Source organism: Bradyrhizobium australiense (assembly GCF_013114825.1).
Lineage (GTDB): Bacteria > Pseudomonadota > Alphaproteobacteria > Rhizobiales > Xanthobacteraceae > Bradyrhizobium > Bradyrhizobium australiense.
Map to the genome: position 1 here is coordinate 385,815 of NZ_JAAVLX010000003.1, position 25,859 is coordinate 411,673.

Sequence of the window (25,859 nt, forward strand, 5' to 3'; positions counted from 1 at the left end):
ATAATGGATTGCCGGGTTCCGGCTTCGCCAAGGCTACCCGTCCTGGCGCGCCGAAGCTTTAGCGGAGGCGGCAGCCCGGCATTGACGACACGGAAAAATTCGGCGGCCCCGAGGGGCCGCCGATCGCTTCTTCCGCCGATCGTTTAGTAGGTCGTCGAGCTCTAACCCGCCGCGCCCTTGTCCTCCAGGATTGGGCCGAACAATTCCCAGCGCTCTCCGTTGAACTTCATCATCTGCAGCTGCTTGTTGACGCGGTAATCGTCCGGCGTGGTGTTGACGGTGATGCCCGGCAGCAGCAGGTCGAGCTGAACGTTCTTCAGGTTGGTGGCCTGTTTCAACACGTTCTCGCGGGTCAGATTGTCGCCGCACGCCTTGAGCACATGGATCAGCAATTGCGTGGTCATGTAGCCATAGGAGTTGAAGCTCGAGTCCTTGTCGCCGTCAGGATAGTACTTCGCCATGAACTCGAAATATTTCTTCATGCCCGGATCGTCTTTCCACGTCGGATCCAGCGGATCCTTGCCGTAATTGACGCTGATCACGCCTTTGGAAGCTTCGAGTCCGGCCGGCTTCATCACGGCGCCAACCGAGGTCGCGTTGATGTCGAGGATGTGGACCGGCTTCCACGCGAGCTCGTGGATCTTTTTGATCGCCTGCGCCGCCTGTTTCGGCGTCGTCGCCGAGAAGAACAGGTCCGCGCCGGCGTCCTTGATCTTGAGGATCTGCGAATCGATGGTCGGGTCGGAGACTTCGTAGGAAGCTTCCGCCACGATCATCTTCGCGGCCTTGTCGCCGAGGCCAGCCTTGATGCCGTTCAAATAATCCTTGCCGAGGTCGTCGTTTTGATAGAGCACGCCGACCTTGGCGTTCGGATATTCCTTGATGATGTACTGGCCGTAGATGCGCCCCTCGACGAAGTAGTTGGGGTTGAAGCCCATCGTCCACGGAAAATTCTTCGGGTCGGTGAACTTCGAGGCGCCGGTCGCGGCGAACAGTTGCGGCACCTTCTTGGCATTGAGATATTTCTGCACCGCTGCGTTCGAGGGCGTACCGAGCAGCTGGAAGGTCAGCAGCACCTCGTCGCTCTCGACCAACTTGCGCACCTGCTCGACGGCCTTGGGCGGCGAGTAGGCGTCGTCATACTGGACCAGATTGATCTTGCGGCCATTCACGCCGCCCTGCTCATTGATCATCTTGATGTAGGCCGCCTGGGTCTTGCCGATGGTGGCATAGGCGGAGGCCGGTCCGCTGAATGGATTGGTCTGGCCGATCTTGATCTCGGTGTCGCTCGCGCCGGTGTCGTATTTTTTCTGCGCCGACGCCGTGGAGACCGACAGCGCAAGAGCCAGCGCCATGCCGATGGCCAGATGGAAAATACCCTTCCTCATAATGCTGCATTCCTCGTGTGTTTATGATTGAGCTGATGAGCTTGCCCGCTGCCGTTAGCCCGGACCCGCGTCATCGCTGCCACAATAGTGGCGGAAGCCATATTGCAATGCAAGCGTAGCCCATTCGAACGATCCAGGTGGGGTGAACGCGCCTGGGAAAGATAGCAGGTTCCGCCTGCACAAAAAGACTCCACTGCTGCCGAGCGGCGCGTAATAATGCACGATCGAACAACGCGACCTATCGACATCAAATGAAACCGCCGGCCTCGTGCTGAGGACGACACCGGCCGTCATCCGCCGATCGGTAGCTCTGTTTAACCGGCCGGCCCGGTATCCTCTATGATCGGGCCGAACAGCTCCCAGCGCTCGCCGTTGAACTTCATCATCTGCATCTGCTTGTTGATGCGGTAGTCGGTCGGCGAGGTATTGGTGACCATGCCGGGCAGCGACAGGCTGCCGTTTTCAGATTGGCCGCCTGCTTCATGATGTTTTGGCGCGTGAGGTTGTCGCCGCACTGCTGCAGGACCTTCACCAGCAATTCCGCGGTCGAATAACCATACGTGTTGACGGTGTCGAGCTTGTCGCCCTCCGGGTAATATTTGTCCATGAAGGCGAAATAGGCCTGGATGCCGGGATCGTCCTTCCACTGCGGATCGCCGGGGTCCTTGCCGTAGTTGGTCGAGATGATGTCCTTGGAGATGTCGAGGCCCGCGGGCTTTAGCGTGGCCGACACCGGGCTCGCATTGATGTCGAGGATGTGGACGGCTTCCAGCCGAGGTCGGCGACCTTCTTGATCGCTTGCGCTGCAAATTTCGGCGTCGAGGCGTCATAGAGCAGGTCGGCACCGGCAGCCTTCAGCTTGACGATCTGCGAGTCGATGGTCGGATCGGTCAGCTCATAGGAGGTTTCGGCGACGATCATGGAAGCCGCCTTGGCGCCCAGGCCTTCCTTCAAGCCCGTGACATAGTCGCGGCCGAGATCGTCTTTTTGATAGAGAACGCCGATCTTGGCGTTGGGGTGATTTTGCAGAATGTATTTGGCGTAGATCCGCCCCTCGGACTGGTAATTGGGATTGTATCCCATGGTCCAGGGGAAATTCTTGGGATCGGTGAATTTCGACGCCCCGGTCGCGGCGAGGAGCTGCGGCACCTTCTTGGCGTTGAGGTACTTCTGGACGGCGGCGTTGATGGCGTGCCGATGATCTGGAAGGTGAACAATACCTCGTCGCTCTCGACCAGCTTGCGCACCTGCTCGACGGCTTTCGGCGGCGAGTAGGCGTCGTCATACTGGATCAAATTGATCTTGCGGCCGTTGATGCCGCCCTGCTCGTTGATCATCCTGAAATAGGCGGCCTGCGTCTTGCCTATACCGGCATAGCTGAGGCCGGTCCCGAGAACGGAACGGTCTGGCCGTTCTTGATTTCAGTATCGCTCGCGCCGGCGTCGTATTTTTTCTGCGCGCTGGCTGGCGAGGCCGACATCGCGATCGCAATAGCAGTGCCTGCAAGCAGATGAAGAATGCCGCTCCTCATATCGTTGCTCCCGTATGGCCGACGATCCTGTCCGGCAATCGCTTGGGATTGCCGGCGTCATCGTTGTCAGGGAGTTTGGCGGAACGGTTTTGGCAATGCAAGACGATGCTGGGTGGTGAATGACCCGGAGCATGATCCGGAAAAGTGGGTACCGGTTTTCCCTGGGGACAAACGCGAAGCGTTTGCCCGGAGATCATGCTCAAGTAAGAAGCTAGAGCGGGATGACGGTTCAAAGAAACGTTTACTCTAACTCAGCCAGAGCAGGATCAAGGCGAGCGCCGCGGGCGCCGCCTGCACGTACAGGATCCGGCGGCTGACGGTCGCCGCGCCATAGGCGCCGGCCACGATCACGCAGAGCAGAAAGAAAATCTTGATCTGGAACGCGAAGACCGGATTGGGCTGGAGCAGGCCCCAGACGAGGCCCGCGAAGGAAGCCGTTATACAGGCCCCTGATTGGCGGCCAACACCGCGGAATCCCTTGCCTTCTCGATCGGGTTGCGAAAGATCTTCAGGCCCAGCGGCTTGTCCCAGAGAAACATCTCCAGCACGAGAAAGAACACGTGGAGCGCAGCGACCACCGCGACTAGAACGTTGGCGATGAAGATCATGTTGCGGTCCCCCAACCGGCAGCAGAATTCGGGTGGACGCTGACACGCCGCAGGTGAAAAGTGCGGGCACTCACGGATATTTTTCAGGGAATGACGATGCCCGAAAACTTCAACCTTGATTGCCTGCCAACGCCAATCGGCATCGCGCTATTGGTCACCGATGCGGACGGCTTGCTCCGCGCGCTGGACTGGGAAGACTACGAGGCCCGCATGCAGCAATTGCTGCGCCTGCATTATGGCGCGGTGAACCTGAAGAATGCGCGGGCGCCGCGTGATTTGCGCGCCGCATTGACCGGGTATTTCAAGGGTGACCTTGACCGCCTCGCAGCGATCGAATGGCGCGTCGCCGGCACGCCGTTCCAGCAGAAGGTATGGAACGCGCTGCCGAAGATCGCGGCAGGGACGACGATGAGCTATGGCGCGCTCGCCGCAACACTTCGAATGCCGCGCGCCGTCCGCGCCGTCGGCCACGCCAATGGCTCGAATCCAATCAGTGTGGTCCTGCCCTGTCACCGCCTGATCGGTGCCGATGGTTCGCTCGTGAAGTACGGCGGCGGCTTGGAGCGCAAGCGCTGGCTGCTCAAGCACGAGGGTATAGAGATCTAGCCTACGAACGGGCGCAGCATGTAGAGTGGGAAGGCGCAATAGCGCCGCGCCCACCATCAATCGCCGAGCTCGATTCTTGATGTGGGCACGCTTTCGCTTTGCCCACCCTACAAATTAGTGAAAACGTGAAGACGTTGAGATCGAGAACGAGGAGCGGCGGATCAATCAAGCGGGCGTGCAATGGCGTTTGAGGACATTCCGCCGTTTCAAGTCAATCGGGGTCGCGGGGTGCGTTTCGCATGTCCCGAAGGATACAGATGAAAACAATCAGCAGAGGTCCCCACGCCAGCAATGCGCCTACCAGCATCGCATTTGCCATCGCGATGATGGCTCCTCCGCGATCACCGGCACGATAGATGATCCCTGCGCGCCGCGGGCTCCGGCAGCTGGTAGAGCCACTTCCAATAGGTCCGGTTGCGCTCCAGTTGACGCTTGTAGATCTCGCGGCACTTCGCCGAGCAAAACTGCTGGAAGTACCAGCTACGCCGGACCAGCCCGAAGGGGCGCTTGCATTCCGGATTTCCGCAACAATTGTTCATGACGCGACCTCCGCATTGGCACGCCGTATCCAGCGAATGAAACTCTCGTGGCCCTTGTTGAGACAGAAGCGGCCGCAATAGCGTTCGCGCGCTGGATTTCGCAGGGAGATGATTTTGGGGTCTTCGCTGTCACACTCGGAGCAGCGCGGTTCTGTACGCATGGCGACCTCCTTCCGAGGAATTGCCATTTGCCGATCAAAATGTGTGATGCTGTGCGCCCTTCGTTTCTCGAAGGACGATGCGAAGTCTGGCGCGGTCGGGGCTTATCTTCAATTCGTCTAGATGTTTGGCGAGATCATCCTTACGTATGCTGGCTCGCCCGAGGGCCGTATCGGCTCATTTGTTTGCGGCCGCGCCGTTTGGCGCCAGTGCGGCTTCGAGGCACTTGATCAGCGCCTCCCCATCGAACGGCTTGCTCAAAAAGCAGGTCGCTCCCGCCTTCATCGCCCGGGCGCGGTCGCTTTCGACCGAAAAAGCCGTGACGAAGATGAAGGGAAAGCGATGTCCGGTGGCGCGTAAATGATCTTGCAGCTCGAGCCCGCTCATGGCGGGCATTCTGACATCCGTTATCACGCACGAAGTGTCATTCAGATGCGGCGATCGCAGGAAATCCTCGGCCGATGCAAACGAATGGACAGCGTAGCCAAGCGACCTGACGAGATTATGGGTCGCGGCGCGAACCGACCCGTCATCGTCGATGATTGATATGACCCGATTGGACAAAGCGATCCTTTCTGGAGACGACCAGAGGATGTCTTTTACTGTGCCGCCGCGTATCGGGAGAGTGCGCTGCAAATCAGCGAAGGAAAAGCATACTTAGGTTTGCGATCGGTCGGATGCGGGCCCGATCCCAAGTAGCTCGGCCATCCGCACCAGATCGGGCAGCGACTTCGCTCCCATTTTCCGCATGATATGCCCGCGGTGAATCTTCACGGTGATCTCCGCCAGGCCGATTTCGGCTGCGATCTGCTTGTTCATGAGCCCGGACGTCACGAGCGCCATCACCTGCCGCTCACGGGAAGTCAGGGTCGCGAAATGCGCGTGCAGGTCTGAGAGAATCTTGGCTTCATCGCGGCTGTTGCGGTCGCGTTCAATGGCCGCGGTTACGGCATCCAGCATGTCCTGATCGCGGAATGGCTTGGTCAGGAAATCGACGGCTCCGGCCTTCATTGCCCGGACCGTCATCGGAATATCGCCGTGGCCCGTCATGAAGATGATCGGAATATGAATGTCGGCCTTGGCCAGTTCTGCCTGAAAGTCGAGCCCGCTCAGCCGGGGCAGCCTGATGTCAAGAATCAGGCAACTGGGGACATTCGGAAGCTTGCACTGCAGAAACTCGTGAGCCGAACCGAACACCTCGACGCGCAGCCCCACGGATCGAAAGAGATTGCTCAGTGCCTCACGCACCGATGCGTCATCGTCGATGACGAAGACGACCGGCTCCTCGGCGCTTATGAGCGTGGAGGATGCCCGGCGTCCTGTCACGGCGCGCCCTCCTGATCTAACGGCAAGGTGAACTGGAATGTCGCGCCGGGGCCGGCGTTGCCGGACGCGGACAGCCGCCCGCCATGAGCGCCGACGATGGAGCGGCAGATCGAAAGGCCCATTCCCATGCCGCTGGATTTGGTGGTGAAGAAGGCGTCGAACAGCCGGTCAGCATTCTCGGTGCCGAGCCCGACGCCGCAATCCTTCACCGTCACCACGATTTGCCGGGCTTCGTCCTGGCATGTTCGGATCACCAGTTCGCGCGGCCGGTCCGTGACCGGCTGCATCGCCTCGATGCTGTTGATGACCAGGTTGAGAATGACTTGTTGCAACTGGACCCGATCGGCGATCACCAGCGGAAGGTCGGGGGCGAGCTCCAGCCGCAACGATACCTGGTGGTTGAGCAGCTCATGCTGCACCAGGCTGATGACCTCGTTGATGACATCGTTGATGTTAAGCGCTGCCTTTTGATCGGTAGCCTTGTTCACGAGCGCGCGGACGCGCTGGATCACTTCGCCGGCACGATTGCCGTCCTTGATGATCGCCTCCACGGTCCCACGCGCTTCCTTCAGATCGGGAGGCTCACGGTCGAGCCAACGCCGGCATGCGGCGGCATTGGTGACCACGGCGGCGAGCGGCTGGTTCACTTCATGGGCGATCGACGCGGCAAGTTCGCCGAGGGCAGTCACACGCGTGACATGCGCGAGAGTCGCCTGCGCTTCGTGCAATTCCATCTCGGCTCGCTTGCGGGCCGTGATATCAGTTACCGCCCCGACGAATTCGATGCTGCCCGATGCGTCCGTCACCGCATGCGCGGTGGCGTGGACATGTTTGATCGAGCCGTCGGGCATCAGCAATCGATATCCATGCGCGAAGTCCTTGCCGTCGCTGGACGCGCGGTCGATGGTCCGTTGCACGCGCCCGCGATCATCAGGATGAATGCGTTGAATGACGGTGGCATGCTTGATGGAAGGGGCCTTTTCGAATCCGAATATTCTGAAGGTCTCTTCCGACCAGATGATTTCGCCGCTGGCGACGCGCCAGCCGAAGCTGCCGGTGTGGCTTAATCGCTGGGCTTCGGCCAGATACATTTCACTCTGCCGAAGCGCATTTTCAGCCTGCTTGCGCTCGGTGATGTCTTCGCACGCGATCAGGACGACCAATCGGCCGTCCAGCCGCCGCACGGCCTTGGCGTTTTCACGAACCCAGAGCGCTGACCCGTCCTTGCGAACCTTGCATATCTCCCAACTGTGGGTCTGGCCGATATTCTCCAGGCATATTGCAACGTTGCTCTGGGCGACGGGTTGCTCTTCGGCAGGAAAGACCTTCAGCACGGATTTCCCGAGCAATTCGCTGACGGAGTAGCCGAGTTGTGCGGCGCCGAATGTGTTGACGGACAGCACGGTCCCCGTCGCATCAACCATGAAGTACATCACCGGGTTATGCTCGAACACCTCCTTCCATTTCGCCTCGCTGTTGCGCAGCGTCTCGATCGCGCGCGCTTCGCCGCTTACTCGGCCCTGAAGCACGGCTTCCATCTGCCTGCGCGTATGCGCGACCAGGCCCATCATGATCAATGAGGCGGCGATCGAAGCGATGAGCAGCGCGATCGCAATGAAATGAGGGGCGGCCGTCGGCGCCGGGCCGAGCAGCAGCCAGATTCCGGCCACCGCTCCCAACGCCAGCGCCATGCTGCCGAGCAGCCATTGCTCGGCCGAGCGCCGGGACCTTATCGTCGGCTTACGCATCATCAGCACTGAGGCTCGGCCATCCCGAGCGGCGCTGCGTCGCCAGGTGTTCGCTATCATCAGCGGCGACAACGTCGCCCTCCTAACAGGCTGGATATTAGCAGCTTTTCGTAAGGCCCGGAGGGTAAAATCGGCTGGTCCTCCGCGGCCCCTTCCGGGCACGCGATCTTCCGTCGCGGGGCCAGACTGCGATCCTAAACCTCGGTATGATCCGCGCAACCGAATGGACGCTTGGATCAACCTTCGTTCAATGGTCCGTTCCTTCTCGATGACTACGCTGATTGGGTAGCCGGATGGCGGCCGAGCGCCGGTATTGCCATGCGGGAAGAGCGTTACGGAATACCCATCGACCTCATGCCTTGCCGCTCGCAACCGTCGCTGTCGTCGAGCCCGCTCGCCTAAGGGATTGCCGACCGAACTCTGGGGATTGATATGCCGAAAGCACACCTGCATCTGATCCTTTGCTCCGACGATATCGAATCCGAAACAAATCCTCGCGACCGCAGGTTCCAGCCCACCGTTATCTATGGAGGCAGGCGAACAAACCTCGTTCAGCAAGAGAACCCGTGGGAAGATTTACTTGTCCTGTTCGATCTTGGCGTCCTGATTGCGCAGGCAAGCTATCTTACCTTCGTCACGGCGAGCTTGGTTGCGCTTGAGTGTCAAGGTTGGACTGCGGTCGAACGGACCGACTAGACTTGCGAGAGGGCAGCGCGAGTTCGTAGGATGGGTAGAGCGCAGCGAAACCCATCATTGTCTCTCCACATGATTGATGGGTATCGTTTCGGCCTTCGCTCGTTTGAGCTTCGGCGGACAAGTCGCTCCACCCTTCCTACAAAGCTGGTCTGCCTCGCATCGCGCACAAGCGCAATTTCAGTACGCGCCTGCGACCAATTGGCACGACGGGCAAATCAATTCTGATTTTCCGAAATTGCGTCAAGCCCAGGAATCAAAAAGAATCAAAAATATTTCGCTTAACGCGAGAGGCAAATCAGCCGCATAACCCGCCCGTCACACCCGATTGAGAGGCGGCTCGCGATCGTCACGAACGTGCGGTGAGATGCGATGGACGCTGAATGCGCAAGGTGTACGCGCAGGAAGCGTACGGCGAAGTCGTGTGGTCCTGGCGCCGCGGTGCTGGCGCTAACTTTGCGTGGAGTTTCTGCGCAGCGACAGTGGCAAAAGAGCCGTTCACCGGGGAGAGCTCGAAGTAAGCCGTAAAGCCATTGCGCAGGGAAGCCGGGATGCTCCCGCTGTACCTGTATGCTCGTGTGCGTTCTCTTTTGCGCACTTTGCACACGAGACCGCGGGTGCAGCCAGCACCCGGTCTTCCCTGCGCCCTCTGATTGGAGGGGGCGGGAAATTCTCTAATCAAAACTCGCGCAGATGATGCGGCGAGATCGTGTGGTCGTATTTGGTTGCAATGCTATGCACGCCGTCGCCGCACGAAAGGTCCGTTCCCTCCCCCCTTGCGGGGGAGGGTTAGGGAGAGGGGTGGCGGCATCGGCGGTGCTCGTTGTCAACGGGAATCGTGGGCGACACTGTCGGCAATCTGTCCGGTTCGTGGTCGCGGAGAGAACCCTCTCCCCAGCCCTCCCCGGCAAGGGAGGGAGCCGATCGCCGATGCGTCGCGACTGTCGGCTCGCAATCAAACTGGCGCGAGCGGACGATAGTAGTCGATCACGCCGCCGGCTTGGCGACGTTGTCTTCGCTGGCGAGCAGATGAATCAGCGCGCTCTTGATCGCGGCCTGCCGGGTCGGTGCGTTGATCTGGGCGCCGAGCAAATCGGTGACGTAGAACACGTCGCGGGCGCGTTCGCCGAAGGTCGCGACATGGGCGGAGGCGATGTTGAGGTTCAGCTTCGAGATCGCCGTCGTCAGTTGATAGAGCAAGCCCGGGCGGTCGAGGCCGGAGACCTCGATCACCGTGTAGCGGTCTGACCACTGGTTGTTGATGGTGACCTCCGGCTCGACCACAAAGGCGCGCATCTTGCCGCGGTTGGCGGCCTTGCGCGCCACCACTTCGGGCAGCCGCAATTTACCCTCGAGCACGTGCTCGATCATCTCGCCGATGCGGGTCGCGCGCCGGCCCTCGTCCTCGTCGCGGTCGTATTCCCTGGAGATCGCGATAGTGTCGAGCGCGAGGCCATCGGTCGTCGTGTAGATCTGCGCATCGACGATGTTGGCGCCGGCGGACGCGCAGGCGCCGGCGATGATCGACAACAGCCACGGATGGTCGGTCGCCAATATCGTCAGTTCGGTGACGCCGCGCGCCTCATCGAAGCCGACATTGATCGCGAGCTGGTGCCCGGCCTGTTCGCTGGCGCGGATGAAGCGCGCCTGGCGGATCTTTCGCTGCAGGTCGACCTTGAGCCAATAGGCGGGATAATGCCGCCCGATATAGGCATTAAGCTCCTCCTCCGGCCATTCGGTGAAGGCGGCGCGGAATTCCGATTGCGCCACCGCGATGCGCTGCGCCCGGTTCACTTCCGAGAAGCCGCCGGTCAGGACCGGCTCGGTCTCGTAGTACAGCGTGCGCAGCAACTGCGCCTTCCAGCCGTTCCAGACGCCGGGGCCGACACCCCTGATGTCGGCAGTGGTCAGGATGGTCAGAAGCTTCATCTGCTCGACCGATTGCACAACAGCGGCAAAATTCTCGATCGTCTTGCGGTCGGAGAGATCGCGCGACTGCGCCACCGTCGACATCGTCAGATGCTCTTCGATCAGCCACGCCACCAGCTCGGTGTCGCCTGCCGAAAAGCCGAGCCGCGGACACAGCCGGCGCGCCACCCTGGCGCCCGCGATCGAATGGTCCTCCGGCCGCCCCTTGGCGACGTCGTGCAGCAGGGTAGCGATGTAGACCACCGCGCGATGCTCGGGCTGAATCTTCCGGAACAGGTCACTCGCGACCGTGAACTCGTCATTACCGCCGCGCTCGATCTCCTGCAGGAAGCCGATGCAGCGGATCAAGTGCTCGTCCACTGTATAATGGTGGTACATGTTGAACTGCATCATCGACACGATCTTGCCGAAGGCGCGGATGAAGTGACCGAGCACGCCAGTCTCGTTCATCCGCCGCAGCACGGTCTCCGCGTTGTCAGACGTCAGGATCTCCATGAACAGCCGGTTGGCTTCGGTATTTTCGCGAAGCTGGCCGTTCACCAGTTTCAGCGAGCGCGTCACCGTGCGCATCGCGTCGGGGTGGAAGGCGAGGTTGTTCTTCTGTGCCAGATGGAAGATCCGGATCAGGTTCACCGGGTCGTGCTTGAAGACGTCGGGCGCGGCGAGGTTGATGCGGTTGTTGTCGATGATGAAGTCGTCGCTGTCGGGCACCCGCCGCCGCTTGGCGCTGCCCGGCCGCAGCCGCGCCACCATCCGGCTCAGGACCGGCGCCGGCTTGGCCTGCTCGTCCTCCAGCTTGGCGCACAGGATCGCGGTGAGATCGCCGACGTCTTTCGCCACGAGGAAGTAGTGCTTCATGAAGCGTTCGACATCCTGCATGCCGGGATGCGAGGTGTAGCCGAGGCGGACTGCGATCTCGCGCTGCATGTCGAAGGACAGCCGCTCCTCGGGGCGGCCCGAGACAAAATGCAAATTGCAGCGGACCGACCACAGGAAATCGGCGCAGCGGCGGAAGGTGCGGTATTCCTGCGCGTCGAATACGCCGCGCTCGACCAACTCCCCGGTCTCGCGCACGCGATAGACGTATTTGGCAATCCAGAACAGCGTGTGCAGATCGCGCAATCCGCCCTTGCCGTCCTTGACGTTCGGCTCGACCAGGTAGCGCGATTGCCCGGCGCGGCGGTGACGCTCCTCGCGCTCGGCGAGCTTTGCGGTGACGAAATCGGAGGCCGTGCCCTGCACCACGTCCTTGTCAAAGCGTGCGACGAGTTCGTCATAAAGCGGCTGGTCGCCGGTCAGGTAACGTGTCTCGAGAATCGCGGTGCGGATCGTCATGTCGCCGCGCGCCTGGCGGATGCACTCGTCGACCGAGCGCGTGGCGTGGCCGACCTTCAAGCCCATGTCCCAGAGGCAATAGAGAATGGCTTCGGCGACCTGCTCGCCCCAGGCCGTCTGCTTGTAGGGCAGGATGAACAACAGATCGATGTCGGATTCCGGGGCCATCAGACCGCGGCCGTAACCGCCGGTGGCGACCACGGCCATGCGCTCGGCGCCGGAGGGCACATGCGAACGATAGAGATGTCGCGTCGCGGCCGAATAGAGGATGCGGATGATTTCGTCCTGCATGAAGCAGAGCCGCTCGGCGCAGCGGCGGCCGTGGCGATCCCTCAGCAGCACGACCTGCGCAGTCGCCCGCGCCGCGATCATCTCGGCCTTGAGCAATTGCGCCAGCGCCGAGCGAAACACGTCCTCGCGGCCGGCATGTTTTTCGGCCAGCGCATCGACCGCCGCGGTGATCCGCGCGGTATCGAAACGGTCATCCGCCTCGGAGCGGTCCTCTATCACGATGCTGTCCATGATCTCCCCGATATCGGACGGCGCAGGGGCTGTCACGGGCGATTGCAATGCAAACCCCAAGCTATGCCGCGGCCCGGCCGAATTCCAGTCCTAACCTGTTGAAAAGGCTAATGTTGGAGAAGCGTATAGGTGCCCGCGCCAGGCGCGATGATGACATCGCGTCAATCGCCGACTATACCGGGACGCAAAATAAAGTCGGGAGAGAGAAGAATGGACGCCGCCGAACTTCGCGCGCTGCAGGCCCCGATCAAGGAACGCTACAAGTCCGATCCTTCGGCCGCAGTCATTACCCTCAAGGCCAAAGGATCGATCGATAATGAAGGCATCGCCTGCAAGGTCGAGACCGGCCGCGCGCTGGCGGTTGCGGGCCTCCACCCCGCCACCGGCGGCTCCGGACTTGAGCTGTGCTCGGGCGACATGCTGCTCGAAGCACTCGTCGCCTGCGCCGGCGTGACGCTGAAATCGGTGGCCACCGCCATCGAGGTGCCGCTCAAAAGCGGCCACGTCATCGCCGAGGGCGATCTCGATTTTCGCGGCACGCTCGGCGTCGACAAGGAAGCCCCGGTCGGGTTCGAGGAGATCCGCCTGCGCTTCGAGGTCGCAAGCGACGCGCCGCAGGACAAGCTTGATCTGCTGCTGAAACTCACCGAACGCTATTGCGTGGTCTACCAGACCATCAGGAACGGCCCGAAGGTTACGGTGTCGATGAAGCGGGTGTGAGATCCAAACGCCGATGTCGTCCCTGCGAACGCAGGGACCCATAACCACCGAACTGCATTGGTGTGGCAAGTACCAGCCCGCACCGCCCAAAAAATCGAGACGCCGCGGCGTATGGGTCCCTGCTTCCGCAGGGACGACGGATGGATGTCCCACGAACTCGCCTTCATCCTGACGCTCGGCCTGCGCATGGCGATTACCGCGGCGTTCGTGGTGACAGCGTCCATCGTCACCGAACGCGCAGGTCCCGTAATCGGCGCGCTGATCGCGACGCTGCCGATCTCGGCGGGGCCGTCCTACGTGTTCCTCGCGCTCGATCACGACGCGGCCTTCATCGCCGAGGGCGCGCTGGCGAGCCTGCCGATCAATGCCGCAACGATCTTCCTCGGGCTGACTTACGTCGTGCTGGCGCAGCGCCATGGCGCGCTGCTCAGTTGCCTTGCGGCGGTAGCGGTGTGGCTCGCGCTCGCCACCGTCATCCACTCGGTGCAATGGTCGCTCACAGGCGGGCTGATCGCGAATGTCATCGCCTACGCCATCTGCGTGCCGCTGCTTGCCCGGTATCGCCACGCCAAAATGCCGCCGATCCGGCGCCGCTGGTATGACATCCCCCTGCGGGCCTCGCTGGTCGCGACGCTGGTGGCGACGGTCGTCACCACCTCAAGCTGGGTCGGCCCCAAGGTCAGCGGCATGATCGCGCTGTTCCCAGTTGTGTTCACGTCGATGATGCTGATCCTGCATCCCCGCATCGGCGGCCCGCCGACGGCTGCCGTGCTCGCCAACAGCGCCTGGGGATTGATCGGATTGGGAATTGCGATTGCGGTGCTGCATGTCGCCGCACTGCAGTTCGGTTCGGCAATCGGGCTGAGTCTGGCGCTGGCGACGTGTGTGGGATGGAATCTCGGCCTGTGGTGGCTCGGGCGAAGGAAGGTGGCGCGCTGACCGTCATTCCGGGGGATGCGTGGCATCGAACCCGGAATCTCGAGATTCCGGGTCTGGTGCTGACACACCATCCCGGAATGACAGCGACTATTTCGGCAATTTCGCCTTCAGCGCATACAGCGCTTCCAGCGCCTCGCGTGGCGACATCTCGTCGGGGTGCAGCGCCCGCACGGCTTCCATCAATAGCTCCGCCTCACTCGGGGCTGCGGCTTCGGCGGCGGCGCGGGAGAGGACGGCGAACAGCGGCAAGTCGTCGGCGAGCGCGCGCGCCGTCTGGCCCCGATCCTGCGCCTCGAGCTTCGCCAATACCGACTTGGCGCGGGCGATCACCGCGGGTGGCAGGCCGGCGAGCTTCGCGACCTGAATGCCGTAGGAACGGTCGGCGGAACCGGGCAGCACCTCGTGCAGGAACACGACATCGCCCTGCCACTCCTTGACGCGCACGGTAGCGTTGAACATCCGCGGCAGTTTTGCCGAAAGCGCGGTCAGCTCGTGATAATGCGTGGCGAACAGCGCGCGGCAGCGATTGGCCTCATGCAGATGCTCGATCGCGGCCCACGCGATCGACAGGCCGTCGAAGGTCGCCGTGCCGCGGCCGATCTCATCGAGGATGACCAGCGAACGCTCGCTGGCCTGGTTCAAAATCACGGCGGTCTCGACCATCTCCACCATGAAGGTCGAACGTCCCCGCGCGAGATCGTCGGCCGCGCCGACGCGAGAGAACAGCCGGTCGACGACGCCGATCCGGGCGCGTGACGCCGGCACATAGGAGCCGATCTGCGCCATCAGCGCGATCAAGGCGTTCTGCCGCAGGAACGTCGATTTGCCCGCCATGTTAGGACCGGTGATCAGCCAAATCTGGCCGGATTTTTGCCCCGGCCCCGGCGAGAGATCGCAGGCATTGGCAATGAACGGCTGGCCGTCGCGCTTCAGCGCCTGTTCGACGACGGGGTGCCGGCCGCCCTCGACGGCGAAGCCGAGCGAGCCATCGATCTCGGGCCGCACGTAATTGTCGTCGACGGCCAGCTTCGCCAGCGCGGTCGCGACATCGAGCAGCGCGAACGCATGCGCCGCCGCGCGCAGGTCGTCGCTGGCGGCGAGCGCCATCGCAGAGAGCCGCTCAAAAATTTCCAATTCCAGATTCAGCGCGCGGTCACCGGCATTGGCGATCTTGGCCTCGATCTCGCCGAGCTCGGACGTGGTGAAACGAACCTGGCCGGCCAGCGTCTGGCGATGGATGAAGGTCACGTTCAGCGGCGGCGCCATCAGTCTGTCGCCGTGCTGCGCCGTCACCTCGACGAAATAACCGAGCACGTTGTTATGGCGGATCTTGAGCGCCTTGATGCCGGTGTCCTCGGCGTAACGCGCCTGCATCGCGGCGACCACGAGGCGGGAGGCGTCGCGTAAGTTTCGGCTCTCGTCGAGCGCGGCTTCATAGCCTTCGCGGATAAAGCCGCCGTCGCGCTTGATCAGCGGCAGTTGGTCGGCGAGCGCTCGCTCGAACTCGCGCGCCAGATCGCGCGATGGACGGGACAGCGCCTCTATCACGGCCACAATTTCAGATGGCGGCGCTTCGAGCTGTGCGAGCCGCGCCAGCGCCTGATCCGCAGCAAGGATGCCGTCGCGCAGGCCTGCAAGGTCGCGCGGGCCGCCGCGTCCGACCGACAGCCGTGCCAGCGCACGCGACATGTCTGGCGCGGCGCGCAGCGTGGTCCTGATATCGTCACGCGTGGCGCTATCGGCAACGAAGGCTGCAATCGCATCCAGCCGCCGTGCAATCGCCGCGCTGTCGGTGAGCGGCGCCGCGAGACGCTGCGCCAATAGCCGCGAGCCGGCGGCGGTGACGGTGCAGTCGATCGCATCGAGCAGCGATCCGCGTCGCTCGCCGGCGAGCGTCCGCGTCAATTCGAGATTGGCGCGGGTGGCCGGATCGATCGCCATCGTGGTGCCCGCGGCCTCCCGCGACGGCGGCGACAGCGGCGGACGTTTTCCGACCTGCGTGCGATCGATATAGGTGACGGCGGCGGCAGCGGCAGTCGCCTCCAGCCGCGACATCGCGGAAAGCCCGTCCATCGTCGCGACCGCGAAATAATCGCACAGCCGCCGTTCGGCGGTGGCGCCGTCGAAGACGTCGCGGGTCAGCGGCGTTACCGAGGCTAGTTCGCGCAGCAACGGTCCGAGATCAGGATCGCCATAGAGCGCATCGGTGACGATGGCCTCGTTCGGATTGATCCGCGCCAGCGTCGCCGCCAGTTCGGCCGCTGAGCATTCCGTCACCATGAACTCGGACGTGGAAATGTCGATCCATGCCAGCCCGATGCGGTCGCCGCCGGAGGAAGCGCGGGCGCGCGCGATTGCCAGCAGGTAGTTGTTGGTGCGGGCGTCCAGCAGCGTGTCTTCGGTCAGCGTGCCCGGCGTCACCAGCCGCACCACGCCGCGGCGGACCACGCTCTTGTTGCCGCGGGCGCGCGCGGCGGCGGGGTCCTCGGTCTGCTCGCACACGGCAACGCGGTGGCCGGCATTGATCAGGCGATGCAGATAGTCCTCGGAGCGCTCCACCGGCACGCCGCACATCGGGATATCCATGCCCTGATGCTTGCCGCGCTTGGTCAGCACGATGCCGAGCGTCTTCGAGGCGATTTCGGCGTCCTCGAAGAACAGCTCGTAAAAATCGCCCATCCGGTAGAACAGGAGCAGCCCGGGATGGGCGGCCTTGATCTCCAGATATTGTTCCATCATCGGCGTGACGCGGGAAGTTGCGTCGGTCGCAGGCGTGGCCTCGGGTGCCGCGGGGGCGGGGATGGATTGCTGGATCGTCATCAGAGCGTTTTCAAGTGAAGTGGGTACCGGTTCGCGTGAAGAAAACGCGTCAAAACGAGAAGCTGGAGCCGGCCGAGGCTCCAGGGGCCGCAAACTACAGAATTTCGCCGCCCGGTCCTATTCCCATACCTGCGTTGTCAGAGTTTTCCACGCCCGGCGCCGCTCGATTGATTATTCGCCCTGAGCATGCCGGCCCTTCCGCGAAAGTGCCGCGCGGCGGGCATGCCTCAATTGACCTGCCGCGGGCGCGCTCCTAAAACTCGCATCAATTCTGGGTCACCGCCTAAAGCACGGCATTCAGGGAGAGATTCTATGCGTGATGTATTCATTTGCGATGCCGTCCGGACCCCGATCGGCCGTTTCGGCGGCTCGCTCGCCAAGGTGCGCGCCGACGATCTCGCCGCCACTCCAATCAAGGCGCTGATGGCGAAGCATCCCAATCTCGACTGGTCGCAGGTCGATGAGGTGTTTTTCGGCTGCGCCAACCAGGCCGGCGAGGACAACCGCAACGTCGCGCGGATGGCGCTGTTGCTCGCGGGCATGCCGGAGCAGGTTCCCGGGCAGACCCTCAACCGCCTCTGCGCGTCGGGCCTCGACGCGGTTGGCGCAGCAGGGCGAGCGATCCGCGCCGGCGAGATCGATTTCGCGATTGCCGGCGGTGTCGAATCCATGACGCGCGCGCCGTTCGTGATGGGCAAGGCGCCGGAGGCGTTCGCGCGCTCGGCGGAGATTTACGACACCACCATCGGCTGGCGCTTCATCAATCCGCTGATGAAGGCACAGTATGGCGTCGATGCGATGCCGGAGACCGGCGAGAACGTCGCCGAGGAATTCCAGGTGTCGCGCGCCGATCAGGATGCGATGGCGATCCGCTCGCAGCAGCGCGCCGGCGCGGCGATCGCTTCCGGCTATTTCGCCGAGGAGATCACGCCGATCCAGGTGCCCGGCGGCAAGGCCGGCCCGATCACCGTCGACAAGGACGAGCATCCGCGTCCCGAAACGACGCTCGAAGGATTGGCAAAACTGAAGCCGATCGTGCGCAATCCCGGTACGGTCACCGCAGGCAATGCCTCCGGCGTCAATGACGGCGCGGCGGCGATGATCCTCGCCTCCGAGGCCGCCGTGAAGAAGCACGGGTTGACGCCGCGGGCGCGTATTCTCGGCCTCGCGTCCGCCGCGGTGCCGCCGCGCATCATGGGCATCGGTCCGGTGCCGGCGACGAAGAAACTGATGGAGCGGCTGGGCATCAAAATCAGCGATTTCGATTTGATCGAACTCAATGAAGCCTTCGCCTCGCAAGGCATAGCCTGCCTGCGGCAACTGGGCGTCAAGGACGATGCCGACTTCGTCAACCCGCATGGCGGCGCGATCGCGCTCGGCCATCCGCTCGGCATGAGCGGCGCGCGGCTGGCGCTGACGGCGGTGCACGGCATGGAGAAGCGAGGCGGCAAGCTTGCCTTGGCAACCATGTGTGTCGGCGTCGGCCAAGGCGTTGCGGTCGCGATCGAAAAGATCAACTAAGACAACAATTTGGGAAGGCGAAAAATCGCGCTTTCCCAAATTAGTTATGTCATATAATGATCCGGGTGGCGCGGCTCACGAATGCGTTGCGAGGGAGGAATTCGTCATGACATTGGTCTATCCAGTGCAATCGCTCGCGGCGCATCCGCCGCGGCTGTCTCCCGCCTACAAGAGCACGGTCAAGCGTTCGCCCTCGAAGCCGCTGATTCCGATGCGGCATACGCTGTCGGAACTGACGGGGCCGGTCTATGGCCACGAGACGGTGCGCGCGAACGATCACGACCTCACGGTTCATGGCAAGGGCGAGCCGATCGGCGAGCGCATCATCGTGCATGGCCACGTGCTCGATGAAGACGGCCGCGGCGTGCCGAACACGCTGGTCGAACTCTGGCAGGCCAATGCCTGCGGACGCTATGTCCACGTCGTCGACCAGCATCCCGCGCCGCTTGATCCGAATTTCACCGGCGCCGGCCGCGCGCAAACAGACGCGCAAGGCTATTACCGTTTCATCACGATCAAGCCCGGCGCTTACCCCTGGGGCAATCACCACAACGCCTGGCGGCCGGCCCACATCCACTTTTCGGTGTTCGGCCACTCCTTCGTCTCTCGCCTGGTGACGCAGATGTATTTCCCGGGCGATCCCCTGTTCCCGTTCGATCCGATCTTCAATTCGGTCACCGACGAGAAGGCGCGCAACCGGATGATCTCGTCGTTCGATCTGGAGAACACCAAGCCGGACTGGGCGCTGTGCTATCGCTTCAACATTGTGCTGCGCGGGCGCAACGCCACGCCGATGGAGAACAGTTAAGTGCCACAGACCAAGCCAGACGGCGTCACCCCGTCGCAGACCGTCGGTCCCTATTTCGCTTACGGCCTTACCCCCAATGGCAAATACGACTGGAACGACGCCTTCAACAATAATTTGGTGACGCCGGACACTTCGGGCGAACGGATTCGCATCGAAGGAGAGGTATTCGACGGTGACGGCGCGGTCGTGCCGGATTGCATGCTGGAGATCTGGCAGGCGGACGCGCAGGGCAGATTCAGCGATCCGCAGGACAAGCGGGCAGTGCCGAATACATCGTTCAAGGGGTTTGGCCGGATCGGCACCGATGCCAAGGGCGGCTACGCGTTTGATACCGTCAAGCCGGGCGTGGTGCCCGATCCCGACGGCAAGCCGCAGGCGCCGCATATTGTGCTCGCCGTGTTCGCGCGCGGCATGCTCCTGCATAACTACACACGAATCTATTTCGATGGTGAGGCCGCCAATGCCGCCGATCCGGTGCTGGCGCTGGTGCCGGCCGACCGCCGCGCCACGCTGATCGCGACACGCCAGCCGGGCAGCGGAAATGCGGTCTATCGTTTCGACGTACATCTGCAGGGCGACAACGAGACGGTGTTTTTCGAAGTGTAGCCGCTACTGCATGCAGAGGCGGCGCGACAGGCAAGACTTCGCACATGATGACGCTTCGCCAGGTCGAGGTGATCCGCGCCGTGATGGTAACCGGCACGATCGGCGGCGCGGCGAGGCTTCTGAACGTGTCGGCGCCCGGCGTCAGCCGGCTGGTGAAATACACCGAAAAGTCCCTGGGAGTCCGCTTTTTCCAGCGCCAAAACGGACGCTATTTTCCGACGCCGGAAGCCCGCAACATCTTCGAGCAGATCAACGGCGTCTACGAGAAGATGGATGATCTCTCCGAGATCATCTCCAAGATCGGCCGCGGTAATCTGTCAGAACTGCGGATCGGCTCGGTGCCGAGCATCTCGCAGGTGATGGTGCCGCGCGCGATCGAGCGGGTCCGCCGCCGCTATCCCGAATTGCGGATCGACATCAACATCCTCAAGATCGAGGAAGCCGTCGACTATCTGTTGCTCGGCCGTGGCGATTGCGTCGCCATGAGTTATCGGCTCGAGCATCCCGGTCTCGACTTCCTGCCGCTGGCGTCGGGCGAGTTGTTCTGCATCGTCCCGGCGGGGCATGAGCTTGCCGGGTGCAAGCAGGTCTCGGCCAAGGAGATCATCCGCTATCCCCTGATCGGCATCGATCCCAACGATCCCTATGGACGGATCGTGGCGGAAATCTTTGCGCGCAACAAACTCGACTACGACATCACCATCCGGGCCCGCTTCGGCACCACGGTGTGTGCGCTCGTCAAGGCCGGTCTCGGCATTGCCGTGATCGACCAGTTCACCGTCGCTCATGGTGGTTATCCCGGAATTGAGTTGCTGCGGATCGTCGAGCCGACCAGGTTCGACACGTATATTGCGGTGAAACGCGGCGCGCCGCTGTCGCTGCACATCGAGTACTTCATCGAATGCCTGCGCTCGGAAATGCAGGCGGTGGAACCGGGCAGGACGGCACCGCGCAAGCTCGATTCCAAGTCTCGCATCAGATAACATGATGTTATCTATCCAGCATAAATGGGTAATTGTGTTAGGTCGGCAAAACGCTATCGTTTCGGCGGATCGGGGCGTATCCCCGACCGACCACTGACGCTAATCCGCATTGCGCCGATGACGAGATCATGAGCCCTGCCGCCCGTCCCATTGCTCCGGCCGATCGCCGCTTCCTCACCGGCCTGATCGGCGCGCCGATCGCGCATTCGGCGTCGCCAGCGATGCATGAGCGGGCTGCCGAAGCGCTCGGCGCCCATTGCCACTACCAGCTCATCGAGGTCGCGGGCGCGGACCGCCAGGAATTGCGGCTGCTGCTGGATGGCGTGCGGCGTCTTGGATTTGCGGGCGTCAACGTCACGTTCCCCTACAAGGAAGCGGTGGTTTCCCTGCTCGATGAATTGTCGCCCGGCGCACGCGCGATCGGCGCGGTCAACACGGTCGTGGTCAGGGATGGCCGGCTGATCGGATACAACACCGATACGACAGGGTTTGCCCGGGCGATCACCGACCTTGTCCGGGATCCCGCGCAGAGCCGTGTCGCCGTGATCGGCGCAGGCGGCGTTGGCAAGGCGATCGCCTTCGCGCTGGCGGAGACCGGCGTGAGCGAGATCAGAATCTTTGACACCGATCGCGCCAAGACAACACAACTTGTCGGCCAAATCGAGAGCCGCGGCAGCGCAAAGATTGCCGGCAGCGTCGAGGAAGCCATGCGCGGCGCCACCGGCGTGGTCAATGGCTCGCCAGTCGGCATGCTGCCGAACCGCGGCACACCCGTTCCCGACGCGCTGCTTCACAAGAACATTTGGGTAGCGGACGCGGTCTACACGCCGCTTTGGACGCCGCTGTTGAATGCCGCCAAGGCGAAGGGCGCCGCCGTCATGACCGGACGCGAACTTGCAATCTATCAGGCCGCGGACGCTTTCGAGCTGTTCACGGGATTGAAGCCGTCGGCCGTCGAGATGGGAAATGCATTCGACGCCGTGATGGCCAAACGCTACGCTAATGTGAATGCAGCGTAACAACACGGCCGGTTACAAGGCCGTTTTTTGAAACAACAAGAGGGGATGGAAATGAAATCTGGAATCTTTGCCGCGCTACTGCTCGTGGCCATGTCGGCCAGTGGCGCATTCGCACAGGGCGCGCCGATCAAACTCGCCGATGTCGCCGAACTGTCCGGCGGCGGCGCCACCGTTGGCAACAACTGGAAAAACGGCATCGACCTCGCGATCGAGGAAATCAACGCCAAGGGCGGCTTGCTCGGCCGCAAGCTCGAAGTCACGCATGCGGATTCGCAGTCGAACCCCGGCGTGGCGCGCGCGCAGGTGCAGAAGGCGCTCGACAATGAGCCCTATGTGCTGCTCGGCCCCGGCTATTCCGGATCGGTCAAGGTCACTTCGCCGCTCGCCGCCGAGGCCGGCATCACGCAGATCATGGGCGGCGAAGCCGCCGAACTGACGCAGGGCGGCAACAAATTCCTGTTCCGCACCTCGTTCGGCCAGCAGTCCTCCATGCCGAAGGTTGCCAAATACGTCAACGACGAGCTGAAGGCGAAGTCGGTCGCGATCGTCTGGGTCAACAACGATTTCGGCAAGGGCGGCCGCGACGTCATGACCAAGGAATTCGCCAAGTACAATATCAAGGTCGCCGCTGACATTTCCACCGAAGCCGGACAAGCCGATTTCGCCGCCGACGTCAGCAAGATCAAAGCCGCGGCGCCCGATGCGGTCTTCATCTACCTCAACGAGGAAGAAAGCGCGCGGATATTGAAAGAGCTGAAGCGCCAAGCGATCGCTGTGCCGCTGGTCGGCGAGACGACGCTCGTCGGCCAGAAGGTCGTCGAACTCGCTGGAGACGCCGCCAATGGCGCGCGCGGCCATGTCGGTCTTACCACCGACGCACCGGTCGATCTGGTCAAGGCGTTCCGGGAGAAGTTCGTCAAGAAGTACAATTATGTCCCTGATCATAACGGACTGAAGGGCTATCTCGCGATCTACATGGTCAAAGCCACCACCGAGAAGATGGGCAAGGTCGATGCCAAAAAGTTCGCTGATACGCTTCACGGCCTCACCATCAAGGCCGCGAGCGAGCCCGGCATCCTGATGGATGTGACCTTCGATGAGAAGGGCGACATCGACCGCCAGGGATTCCTGGTCGAGATCGTTGAGGGCAAGCAGGTCGTCAAGCAGGTGCTGCCGAAGCTGAATTGAGCGTGTTGAAAACCGTGGTCAGATGAGTCGGGCCGCGACGACGCTGCCCTCCCTCTCCCGCTTGCGGGGGAGGGCCGGGGGGTGTCGCCGCAAGTCGCACTGCTCGTGCGGAGAGAGGTTCCCCCACCCGCGTCGCATCTTCGATGCGATGCGACCTCCCCCGCAAGCGGGAGAGGTGGAGCCCGTCGCGCGGTCGACCGATTCCATCTGAGCCGATGGAGTTAGCGGAGCTGATCTCCGCGAGTTGAGGGAGAAGCATGTCCAATCTGCTCGATCTTCTCGTGGCAGGCCTTGCGACCGGGGCGATCTATGCGCTCGTCGCGGTCGGCTTCACGCTGTTATGGCAGACCTCGCAAACCATCAATTTTGCGCAGGGCGAATTCGTCATGCTGCCGGCGTTCCTGATGCTGGCGCTGATGCATGCGGGCGCGCCGTTCTGGCTCGCCATCATCCTTGGCATCCTGCTGTCGCTACTGCTGCTCGGGCTCGGCTTCAAGCTGCTGCTGGTCGATCCGATGCTGCGGCACGGCGTGCTGCCGCTCGCGATTGCGACCATGGCGCTGGCGATCGGCATGAAAGAGGCCGTGAAGCAGTTCTTCAGCGCCGAGGCGTCGCCGTTTCCCTCCATCGTGCCGGCCGGGGACATCTCGATCCTCGGCCGCGTGGTCTCGCTGCAGAGTCTTGGAGTGCTTGCGCTCGCGATCGCCGTGGTGATCGGCCTGACAGCGCTGTTGAACCGCACCTCGATAGGCCACCAGATGCAGGCGACAGCGCAGAACCCGACCGTCGCCCGCATCATCGGCGTGCCCGTCGAGCGCATGATCCTGCTGACCTTCCTGATCAATGCGTTTCTGGTGGCGCTGGCCTCGCTCCTGATCACGCCGATCTATCTGGCGAAATTCTCCTCAGGCGAAGTGCTGGGGCAGGCGGCGTTCATCGCGGCGATCGTCGGCGGCTTCAACCAGGTGCGCGGCGCCATTGCCGGCGGGCTGTTGATCGGCGTCGTGGACAATCTGGCGGCCGCCTATGTGTCAACGCAATACCGCGCCGCCGTGCCGCTGGTTCTTCTGATCGTCATCATCCTGTTCCGTCCGCAGGGTCTCCTCGGCCGGCCCGAGGAGCGCACGGTATGACCGTCAAAGGAAAATATCTGCGCATCGCGCTCGGCATCGTCGTGATCGGGGCCTTGATCATCGTGCCGATGAACTTCAACCGCTACGGCCTGTATATCCTGAGCCAGTGGGCTGTCATGACCATCGCCGCGATGGGACTCAATCTGACGCTGGGTTATGCCGGCCAGGTCTCGCTGGCGCAGGGCGCCTTCGTCGGCATCGGCGCCTATGCGGCGGCGATCATGACTACGCAGGGCATGCCGCTGATTGCAGCGCTGAGCGTTGCGGTCGTGCTGTGCTTTGCGATCGGATGGATTCTCGGCTACCCGGCGCTCCGCGTGCAGCACCACTACCTTGCTTTCGTGACTCTGGCGTTCTCGACGCTGGCGTTCCTGGTGTTCCGCAACGAGGACTGGCTCACCAAGGGCATCTACGGCATCTCCAATATTCCACGGCCGAACGTGATGGGCTTCGCCACCAACCGGCCGCTGCCGTTCTACTATTTCTGCCTCGGCTCGCTCGGCATCGTCTCGCTGGCGATGTGGTGGCTGATCCGCTCGCCCTGGGGGCGCGCCTTCATCGCGCTGCGCGAAAATCCGGTTCGGGCGCTGTCACTCGGCATCGACACGCGGCGTTATACGTTGATGGCGTTTGCGATCGGATCGGCGCTCGGCGGCGTCGCCGGCACGCTCTATGCGCCGCTGACACAATATATCGATCCCGTTCCCTTCAATCTCTCGCTCTCGCTCGATCTGTTGATGATGGTGATCGTCGGCGGCTCCGGATTCTTCTTCGGACCGTTCCTCGGCGCCATGATCGCGGTGCTGTTGCCGGAATGGCTGCGCTTCACCCAGGGCTATTATTTGATGCTCTACGCGGTAGCCGTGATGCTGCTCTTGATCTATTCGCCGACCGGCATTCTCGGCATTCTCGACCGCTATCTGGCGGCGCGGCGCACCAAGGCGGCGTCGGCGCTGCGCGCAGTTACGAAATCGAAACTGGAGACCGCCTCATGAGCGCGGTGCTCGAAGTCAGCGACATCAAGAAGAGTTTTGGTGGTATCAAGGCGGTCGACGGTGTCAGCTTCGACGTGCAGGAGGGTGAGATTCTCGGGCTGATCGGGCCGAACGGCTGTGGCAAATCCACGCTCTTCAACTGCATCCTGGGCCAGCTCATGCCGACCGATGGCGAGGTGAAGGTTGATGGCAAGGTCGTCACCGGATTGCGGCCGTCGGAGTTGAATCGTTTGGGCGTCAGTCGCACCTTCCAGCTTCTGCAGGTGTTTCCAAAGCTGTCGGTGCGGGAAAACCTGATCCTCGCCGGCCAGGAGCATCAGGGCAACATGATGTCGCGGCTGCTTGGTCCGTCGGATGCCGGCTTGACGGCGACGGCCGACCAGATGATCGGCTTCTTCAAGCTCGACCATCTCGCCACCGAAGCCGCGGGCGGCCTGTCCTACGGCCAGCAAAAATTGCTCGATGCCGCCATGGCGTTCATGGGCGGGCCGCGGCTGGTGCTGCTCGACGAGCCCGCCGGCGGCGTTAACCTCACCATGCTCGGCGATCTCAAGGAGCGACTGACGGCGATCAACCGCGAGAAGCGCGCCACCTTCGTCGTGATCGAGCACAACATGGAGTTCGTGATGTCGCTGTGCACCCGCGTGATGGTGATGGCGGAAGGCAAGCTATTGGCAATGGGTACGCCGGCCGAAGTCCGTGCCAATCCCGCCGTCATCGAAGCCTATCTCGGTCATTGAAGG

At 62.4% G+C, this 25,859-nt stretch carries 21 protein-coding genes and 2 pseudogenes; 13 read left to right on the forward strand and 10 right to left on the reverse strand.

Features of this window, described 5'->3' with window-relative positions:
* Nucleotides 1–161 precede the first annotated feature (161 nt).
* From HCN58_RS08945 to HCN58_RS08955, 3 genes and pseudogenes are all read right to left on the reverse strand, one after another.
* On the reverse strand, nucleotides 162–1,388 hold the full coding sequence (locus tag HCN58_RS08945; protein ID WP_171578994.1) for an ABC transporter substrate-binding protein: 1,227 nt from the start codon (nucleotides 1,386–1,388) through the stop codon (nucleotides 162–164).
* Between the two features lie 314 nt (nucleotides 1,389–1,702).
* Nucleotides 1,703–2,919: pseudogene (locus tag HCN58_RS36725) on the reverse strand (ABC transporter substrate-binding protein).
* A 246-nt stretch (nucleotides 2,920–3,165) separates the two neighbouring features.
* Nucleotides 3,166–3,527: pseudogene (locus tag HCN58_RS08955) on the reverse strand (DUF1304 domain-containing protein).
* A gap of 90 nt (nucleotides 3,528–3,617) precedes the next feature.
* Between HCN58_RS08955 and HCN58_RS08960 the strand changes: the two are divergent.
* The gene (locus tag HCN58_RS08960; protein ID WP_171578995.1) at nucleotides 3,618–4,133 is read left to right on the forward strand and encodes a methylated-DNA--[protein]-cysteine S-methyltransferase; all 516 of its coding nucleotides are present in this window, start codon (nucleotides 3,618–3,620) and stop codon (nucleotides 4,131–4,133) included.
* A gap of 341 nt (nucleotides 4,134–4,474) precedes the next feature.
* Here HCN58_RS08960 and HCN58_RS08965 read toward each other — a convergent pair whose 3' ends face one another.
* The 5 genes from HCN58_RS08965 to HCN58_RS08985 all read right to left on the reverse strand — a co-directional run bounded on the left by HCN58_RS08965 (nucleotide 4,475) and on the right by HCN58_RS08985 (nucleotide 7,908).
* A complete protein-coding gene (locus HCN58_RS08965; protein WP_171578996.1) occupies nucleotides 4,475–4,672 on the reverse strand; it encodes a hypothetical protein in 198 nt (65 codons plus the stop codon).
* Entirely contained in the window at nucleotides 4,669–4,833 is a 165-nt protein-coding gene (locus HCN58_RS08970) for a hypothetical protein (RefSeq protein ID WP_171578997.1), read from the reverse strand. The genes HCN58_RS08965 and HCN58_RS08970 overlap by 4 nt, the downstream gene beginning before the upstream one ends.
* Before the next feature lie 175 nt (nucleotides 4,834–5,008).
* Complete coding sequence (locus tag HCN58_RS08975) at nucleotides 5,009–5,395, reverse strand: response regulator transcription factor (RefSeq protein WP_171578998.1); 387 nt, start codon at nucleotides 5,393–5,395, stop codon at nucleotides 5,009–5,011.
* Between the two features lie 93 nt (nucleotides 5,396–5,488).
* Nucleotides 5,489–6,157 (reverse strand): response regulator transcription factor, encoded by a 669-nt coding sequence (locus tag HCN58_RS08980; RefSeq protein WP_171578999.1) that lies wholly within the window; start codon nucleotides 6,155–6,157, stop codon nucleotides 5,489–5,491.
* Nucleotides 6,154–7,908, reverse strand: coding sequence for a PAS domain-containing sensor histidine kinase (locus HCN58_RS08985; protein WP_235983553.1), 1,755 nt, complete (start codon nucleotides 7,906–7,908; stop codon nucleotides 6,154–6,156). The genes HCN58_RS08980 and HCN58_RS08985 overlap by 4 nt, the downstream gene beginning before the upstream one ends.
* Before the next feature lie 429 nt (nucleotides 7,909–8,337).
* Between HCN58_RS08985 and HCN58_RS08990 the strand changes: the two genes are divergently transcribed.
* The gene (locus tag HCN58_RS08990; protein WP_171579000.1) at nucleotides 8,338–8,601 is read left to right on the forward strand and encodes a hypothetical protein; all 264 of its coding nucleotides are present in this window, start codon (nucleotides 8,338–8,340) and stop codon (nucleotides 8,599–8,601) included.
* A 984-nt stretch (nucleotides 8,602–9,585) separates the two neighbouring features.
* Here the strand turns inward: HCN58_RS08990 and HCN58_RS08995 are convergent.
* Nucleotides 9,586–12,384, reverse strand: a complete 2,799-nt coding sequence (locus HCN58_RS08995) for a [protein-PII] uridylyltransferase (protein WP_171579528.1) — start codon at nucleotides 12,382–12,384, stop codon at nucleotides 9,586–9,588.
* Nucleotides 12,385–12,594: 210 nt separating this feature from the next.
* On the opposite strand from HCN58_RS08995, the gene HCN58_RS09000 reads away from it, so the two are divergent.
* Together HCN58_RS09000 and HCN58_RS09005 are read left to right on the forward strand one after the other, a co-directional pair.
* Nucleotides 12,595–13,104 carry an OsmC family protein gene (locus HCN58_RS09000; protein WP_171579001.1) on the forward strand — a complete coding sequence of 170 codons (510 nt, stop codon included), beginning with the start codon at nucleotides 12,595–12,597 and terminating at the stop codon, nucleotides 13,102–13,104.
* 144 nt (nucleotides 13,105–13,248) lie between these two features.
* Nucleotides 13,249–14,043 carry a hypothetical protein gene (locus tag HCN58_RS09005; RefSeq protein WP_171579002.1) on the forward strand — a complete coding sequence of 265 codons (795 nt, stop codon included), beginning with the start codon at nucleotides 13,249–13,251 and terminating at the stop codon, nucleotides 14,041–14,043.
* A gap of 87 nt (nucleotides 14,044–14,130) precedes the next feature.
* On the opposite strand, the gene mutS is transcribed toward HCN58_RS09005, so the two are convergent.
* Entirely contained in the window at nucleotides 14,131–16,863 is a 2,733-nt protein-coding gene (gene mutS / locus HCN58_RS09010) for a DNA mismatch repair protein MutS (protein ID WP_171579003.1), read from the reverse strand.
* Between the two features lie 312 nt (nucleotides 16,864–17,175).
* Between mutS and pcaF the strand changes: the two genes are divergently transcribed.
* From pcaF to HCN58_RS09055, 9 genes are all read left to right on the forward strand, one after another.
* Nucleotides 17,176–18,384, forward strand: a complete 1,209-nt coding sequence (pcaF, locus tag HCN58_RS09015) for a 3-oxoadipyl-CoA thiolase (RefSeq protein WP_171579004.1) — start codon at nucleotides 17,176–17,178, stop codon at nucleotides 18,382–18,384.
* Nucleotides 18,385–18,490: 106 nt separating this feature from the next.
* Complete coding sequence (gene pcaH / locus HCN58_RS09020; RefSeq protein WP_171579005.1) at nucleotides 18,491–19,192, forward strand: protocatechuate 3,4-dioxygenase subunit beta; 702 nt, start codon at nucleotides 18,491–18,493, stop codon at nucleotides 19,190–19,192.
* A complete protein-coding gene (gene pcaG / locus HCN58_RS09025; RefSeq protein ID WP_171579006.1) occupies nucleotides 19,193–19,798 on the forward strand; it encodes a protocatechuate 3,4-dioxygenase subunit alpha in 606 nt (201 codons plus the stop codon).
* Nucleotides 19,799–19,842: 44 nt separating this feature from the next.
* Nucleotides 19,843–20,781 (forward strand): LysR family transcriptional regulator, encoded by a 939-nt coding sequence (locus HCN58_RS09030; protein WP_171579007.1) that lies wholly within the window; start codon nucleotides 19,843–19,845, stop codon nucleotides 20,779–20,781.
* Between the two features lie 128 nt (nucleotides 20,782–20,909).
* On the forward strand, nucleotides 20,910–21,800 hold the full coding sequence (locus tag HCN58_RS09035) for a shikimate dehydrogenase (RefSeq protein WP_171579008.1): 891 nt from the start codon (nucleotides 20,910–20,912) through the stop codon (nucleotides 21,798–21,800).
* Nucleotides 21,801–21,851: 51 nt separating this feature from the next.
* Nucleotides 21,852–22,988, forward strand: coding sequence for an ABC transporter substrate-binding protein (locus HCN58_RS09040; RefSeq protein ID WP_171579009.1), 1,137 nt, complete (start codon nucleotides 21,852–21,854; stop codon nucleotides 22,986–22,988).
* 257 nt (nucleotides 22,989–23,245) lie between these two features.
* Nucleotides 23,246–24,121, forward strand: a complete 876-nt coding sequence (locus HCN58_RS09045; protein ID WP_171579010.1) for a branched-chain amino acid ABC transporter permease — start codon at nucleotides 23,246–23,248, stop codon at nucleotides 24,119–24,121.
* Nucleotides 24,118–25,116 (forward strand): branched-chain amino acid ABC transporter permease, encoded by a 999-nt coding sequence (locus HCN58_RS09050; RefSeq protein WP_171579011.1) that lies wholly within the window; start codon nucleotides 24,118–24,120, stop codon nucleotides 25,114–25,116. Before HCN58_RS09045 ends, HCN58_RS09050 begins: the two co-directional genes overlap by 4 nt.
* Nucleotides 25,113–25,856, forward strand: a complete 744-nt coding sequence (locus tag HCN58_RS09055) for an ABC transporter ATP-binding protein (protein WP_171579012.1) — start codon at nucleotides 25,113–25,115, stop codon at nucleotides 25,854–25,856. Before HCN58_RS09050 ends, HCN58_RS09055 begins: the two co-directional genes overlap by 4 nt.
* The last annotated feature ends 3 nt before the right edge of the window (nucleotides 25,857–25,859 follow it).